The organism is Tenacibaculum sp., from assembly GCF_048269885.1.
Taxonomy (GTDB): Bacteria; Bacteroidota; Bacteroidia; order Flavobacteriales; family Flavobacteriaceae; genus Polaribacter.
Genome location: NZ_JBLWTZ010000046.1, coordinates 1 through 6,216, shown reverse-complemented (window position 1 = coordinate 6,216; position 6,216 = coordinate 1). Strand labels below are relative to the sequence as shown.

General features: G+C 35.2%; 1 protein-coding gene. It reads left to right on the top strand.

Going from position 1 to position 6,216, the window contains the following annotated elements; all coding sequences use genetic code 11:
• Window positions 1-975 precede the first annotated feature (975 nt).
• Complete coding sequence (locus ACN0WY_RS17215) at window positions 976-5,496, top strand: RHS repeat-associated core domain-containing protein (RefSeq protein ID WP_417801169.1); 4,521 nt, start codon at window positions 976-978, stop codon at window positions 5,494-5,496.
• Window positions 5,497-6,216 lie beyond the last annotated feature (720 nt).

The window sequence follows — 6,216 nt, the reverse complement described above, 5'->3', positions numbered from 1 at the left end:
GGATAATATAGTGCTAAGGATAATATAGTGCTAAGGGTAATATAGTGCTAAGGATAATATATTACTAAGGATGGTATGATAATGAAAATATTTATTTTACGTAAGCTGATATTCCTAATATTTGTTTTTACATCTTATCATGTAATTGCAACAGACTATCTTGGCCATGGATTATATGATTATGACCCTTTTGGCTGGGTATCTGGGGGTAGTGCTCAAGAAGTCTGTGACCATTGGGCTGATATTGAAGGGCTATCTACCATACCTACAGATGATGGCGATTGTGAACTATATCATGATGGTGACTATGACGTTACTATTGCAGCCTGGTGTCAAAATCGCAAGATAGACATTATCTATACAGGAACATCACAAGTAATCTTAAATGAAGGAAGTGACTATTATATTTATGCAATTGATTCCACATTACAAAGGTGGCCAGACGCCTGTGAAGACTTTATATTCTTTGAAACTAGAACGGAGGGTCCAGACAGTGGGCTTAGGGTTGTAGCGTATAACTTGTCATATGGTGATGCGGGTAGATGGGCTGCAAAATACACCAGTAGTATTAATGAATTTAAAGTGTTTTACCCTGATAACTCCTATTTTACAGGAGAACAAAAGAAATATATTTTAAAAACAACTCAACTTTATCCAGAAATTTACCCTCCAAACTTGAATTTATCAATCAATATCCCTGAAATAGAGTTTATTATTAATGATGATGAGCCTACCCCTCAATTATCGATTACAGGGCGAAATACATTTGAACAAAATGAAACTCTTGATATAAATATTAAATTAGATCAATTTGTGCAAAATGATTTTTTAATAAAACTTGAAATCGAAAATTCAACCAAACTTACTTCCCCTATTTTTACAGCAAAGTTACCACATTATAATGAACAGACTGACTTCTCGTCACTTGCCACGTTAGACTTATATTTGGGGGAGCGAGACCTGACGTTTATAAATTTGACTTCGTCACCTTTAGTTTCTTTTATTGGCGAAGAAGTAAAGTTAAATCTAATCGTTTCTTTAGAAAGGGGGGGAAGAGTATATTCAAGAGAAAGTAAAATAATAACACTACTGAATAGTGAGGATGAAGAATCTGAATGCTATAACCCATTTTATTATGACGATGCTGATGGCTGTATTGTAAGATGTCCAGTTGGTTCAAGTTTTGACTCAATGTCAGGATCGTGCGTGTCTGAAAGAGAAGAGCCCAATAAATGTTTGGTTAATGTTTTAAATCCTATTAATGCTTTAACTAGTGGAAAAGAGCAAAATGTATCTGTTATCGATGTAAATGGCACCATGCCTTTAAAATTTAACTTGAATTACTCAACAGCTAACGATGTTTTAACAAAAAATGAAGAAGTTAGAAGGCGCTACAAGGTAAAATCTGATGATGGTGAGAAAGGTTGGAATATCATTAAACAACCCGATGGCTATAAAGGTCCTCAATATAAAAGTATTCTATACGAAAATATTAGTGAGCAAATAAATCAAAGAGGAAATCGCTTTTGGTCACATCGCTATGACTACCGCTTATATGAAGTCGATGAACAAAATATCTATATTAAAAGCCCAGATAATAATCTAATACGATTTAGTAAAAATGATGGTGCATATAATGAAATAATAAAAAAGGGTGAGTTATTGGTTGAAAATGACACGGAAGGTTGGCTTTATACCTCTTTGGAAGGCGTGCGCTACAATTTTGATTCAGATGGGTACTTAATAAAAGTATTTTATCCAAACTCACAATGGTATCAATTAAATTATAATGAACAGAGAAAACTATCAGTAATTGAAAATTTAATTGGTAAAAAAATAGAGCTTACCTACTATAATGATTTACTTGTATCAATAACGGCAAATGAAGTTGAAGATTATGTTTTAGCGTATGATGCTCTAAATAATCTTAAGTTCATAACAAATCCAAATGGTACTGTTAGAGAATTCCACTACGAAAATGATTCATTTCCTTTTTACCTAACAGGTATTACAGATGAAAACGGTGTTAGGTCAGCAACATGGAAATATGATCAAGATGGCAGAGCGGTTTATTCGGCTCACGCTGATGGGGTTGATGCAGGAACAGTAAGCTACAGTAGCGATCAATCAATTTCAATAGATGCAAATGGCAAGCAGCGAGTGTTACTGTTTGATAGTGAAATTCCAAATCAAATTAAAAGCATTGAAGGTAGCAGTTGTGACTCTGAAGGGAACGATAGTGTTATAAATTATAGTTATGATAGCTATGGCAGAGTAATAGAGAAAGTAGACCAAAACAGTATCAAAACACATTACACATATAACAGCCGAGGTTTGCGCGCTTCAATAACCAAATTGTATGGTACTGATTTAGCCAAAACGACCTCATTTTTATATGAAAATGACAATATCGTTGAACCCACAAAAATTACCCTAGAAAATGGAACTGTCATTGAGAGTCAATACTCAGACTTAGGGCTTTTATTAAGTCGGAGTATAAAAACAAGCAGCGAGGTTCGAACAACCATATTTGAATATGACGATAAGGGAAGGTTACTACTGGTTGATGGGCCAAGAAGTGATGTGAACGATATTACTACATATCAGTATTATGAGAATGGCAACCTAAAACAAATTGAAAATGCATTAGGCCATAAAATTATTTTCAACCAATACGATACAGCAGGTAGAGTTACTGAGTTTGTTGATGAAAATGGCAAAGTTAGCTCGTTCGCTTATGATATTATGGGTAAAATAACTACGTTCTCACAAGAAGGTCGAACATATACCTATAGCTACGATGCTGTTGGCAACCTAATAGAAGTAAACAATGGCCTTGGAGCAGTTTATTATCTATATGATAGTGCAAATAGACTCATCACGATCAAAGATGATAATGAAAACAAAATTGACTACGAATACGATACAGCAAATAATCTATTAAGTATTAAAAACGAAGATAAGAGTGGCGAGTTGCTTTATACGCTTCGGTATTTGTATGATGCCGTGGGTAGGGTCTCGCGTGTAACTTTAGATGAAAGTAACTCTATAGATTATAAATATGACGCCTATGACAACCTAATAGAGACAATCGATCCTACAAGCAATTCACTGATTGATGTATATAATCAGCTCAACGACAAAATTAAAAGTGTAGACCAAGCAGAAAACGAAACTAGCTACAATTATAGTAATGGCAAATTAATATCCGTTACAGATGCTCTTGGTCGAGAAACAATGTACGAATATAACGGTTTTGGAGATGTTACTCGTACAATTAGCCCTGATACAGGTGAAACAACATTTCAGTATGATGAAGCTGGTAACCTTATTGCTAAGCAAGATGCTAGAGGCATACTCGTCCAATACAACTATGATAATTTAAACCGTGTCACTTCTATTAAGTACCCAGATGAAAGCGAAAATGTCACTTTTGAATATGATGATGTTACTGAAAGTCGAAATGGTATCGGTCTATTAACAAAAGTTAATGAACCAACAGGAGTGACAGAGTTTTTTTATACACCCCATGGTGAAATAAAAGAAACAAAATTCATGCCTATTGGCGCTGGGTTTGTACAAAGCGTTAAATATAACTTTAACAATGTTGGTAATTTATCACAGCAAACATACCCGAGTGGGATGGTTGTAAATTACGGCCATGACTCTAATGGCAATGTAATTAGTATTTCTTCTCATAAAAATAACATAAGTACTGTTATTGCGGCTAACATTAATTACTTACCCTATGGCCCTTTAAATTATCTAGAGTACGGAAATGGCCTCGCCCTTGAGCAAAGTTTTGATAGAGCTTATCGGCTGACCAATAAAAAAGTTACTGATACTTATGATAAAGAATACAGTTATAACTACCTTAATATTCAGTCAATTGATGATCTCTTGAATTCGAGTCTATCGCAAAGCTTTGAGTATGACTTGATTGATAGATTAACAAACTCAATAGGCCGTTACGGTGATTTAAGCTTCTCTTACGACAATATTGGCAATCGTACTAGCAAGGCAGTTAACTCGGTAGAGATTCCTTATAGTTATAGTGATGGCGTGTTAAACAGTGTGAATGGTGTATCTAGATCATACGATGCTACAGGAAATACACTTAATGATGGTACTAGAAGCTATCAGTACAACCAAGCTGGGCGTTTAATTAACACCCAATCCACTACTGTTGAATATAACTATCAGTACAACTTTTTAGGCCAAAGATCTCACAAACAGTGGCAATCAACCGAGTCAAATCAAAATGATAACTGCAAAGTAGTTGAGGTTATTAAAAATGTGAATGTTCGTTCTGAGCCTGATAAATACAGTACAAAAGTTGGCTATTTACAGGTAGGCCAAAAGTACGTTGAAACTGCTCAGGAAGGAAATTGGCGACAAATTTGGTATCAAAATAGGCAACGTTGGGTCTACGGAAGGGGGTACTTAGAGGTATCTACAGGGCAATGTTTTGAAATTGCAAATACATTAACCGGTAATGTTAATGTAAGAGCAAGTGACAGCAAATACTCTGAAAAAAGAGGTACTGCGCCAGAGGGATCTGTTTGGGTGTTAGACAGTACCCACGGTAGTTGGCTTAGTTTCTGGTATGACGCTGAATTAAGTTTTGTACATAGCAATTATGCTGTTATAGATGAAATAAACAATCATCATGAACGTTACTATCAATATGATGCGTCAGGTATGCTGATTGCTGAATTGGATGGCAATGGTGAAACGCTGATTGAATATATCTACTTAAATGGCAAACGTACTGCATTTGTTGTCGCAAACGAAGTTTATTTTATACATACAAATCATTTAGATGCTCCCATTGCAATAACGAATAGCGCTGCAGAAGCTGTTTGGAGTGGATACTACACACCTTTTGGTAAATTAATTGAGACTAAAAATGAGCTAACAGAAGAAATGGCATTACGCTTTCCAGGCCAATATGCTGATGCTGAAACAGCTTTATACTACAACTATTTTAGGGATTACGATCCTGAATTAGGACGCTACATTCAGTCAGACCCGATTGGTTTAGCGGGCGGGATTAATACATATGGGTATGTTGAAGGGAATCCTGTTAGATACACGGACCCATTTGGTTTGGCGACATATATGTGTACACGCCCTTTGAATGGCTCGGCTTTTGAGATAAAACCTTTAAAAATTTATCATCAGTATATCTGTGTTGGTTCAGGTATAAATAAGGTTTGCTCAAGTAATACGCCTTCAAGTGGAAGTGCTCTTGATAACACTTGGCCTTTTGGTAAAGGTAGTTTAGGTCGCGCTACAACTGAAGCTGACGGTGACATTTATGACTCAAAACAATGTGATGAAATTAGAAGAGATGATAGTTGTGTCGAAAGTTGTATTAAGTCTGAATTTAAAGCAGAGAGACCTTGGTATTCGATAGGTCCAAATGGTACCGATTGTCAAGAGTACAGTGATGGTTTAGCTAATAAATGTTTAAGATTATGTCAGGTGAAATAGTATGCGTCTAAAGAAAGTTCAGATATGTAAACTTGTATGGGTAAGTTGTTTCACTTTAATTATCGTTCCTTATTTGGGTTCAATTCAAAATGTCACACAAACCTATGAGCAAGGACTGTTCATACTAGTTTTACTTGGACTTTTAAGCTTTCCATTAGGCCCGCTTTTATTGTATTTTGTTACAATTTTACAACTTATTGAATATCAAAATAACTTTGTTTTAGAACTAATAGTTATCAGTGTTAGTTGCTTTATAGGTGGTTATGCTCAATGGTTTATAATTTTACCTAGGATTATTAAAAAATATTGGAATTAGCTACTAATTTAAAGCCTCTTTAACCGAGGCTTTTGGGTAGAACTATACAAATGGAAATAGGATGAAGCTAGTCTATAACTATCAAGCTTCTAATGCGATAGTTCAAAACCAATTTAGAGTACAACTATAGCAGAGATTATGATCCGGACTTGAGGAGATACATTCAGTCTGACCCAATTTGTTTAGCGAAAATATATACTCGGCCATTAAACTGATTTGTAAAGCTTAGAACTAATGGTGCATCTAATATGAATTTAGGTCTTTTCCACAAACAAATTTTGTATAAGGATGGTACAAATAGTGGCTTTTCTGGTAATGGATTGTTCGCTGATGGCTTTTCTTATGCAGATCCTGATACGAGTGGATATTCATGCAAGGATAAAGAATACGATGATGCATTAATG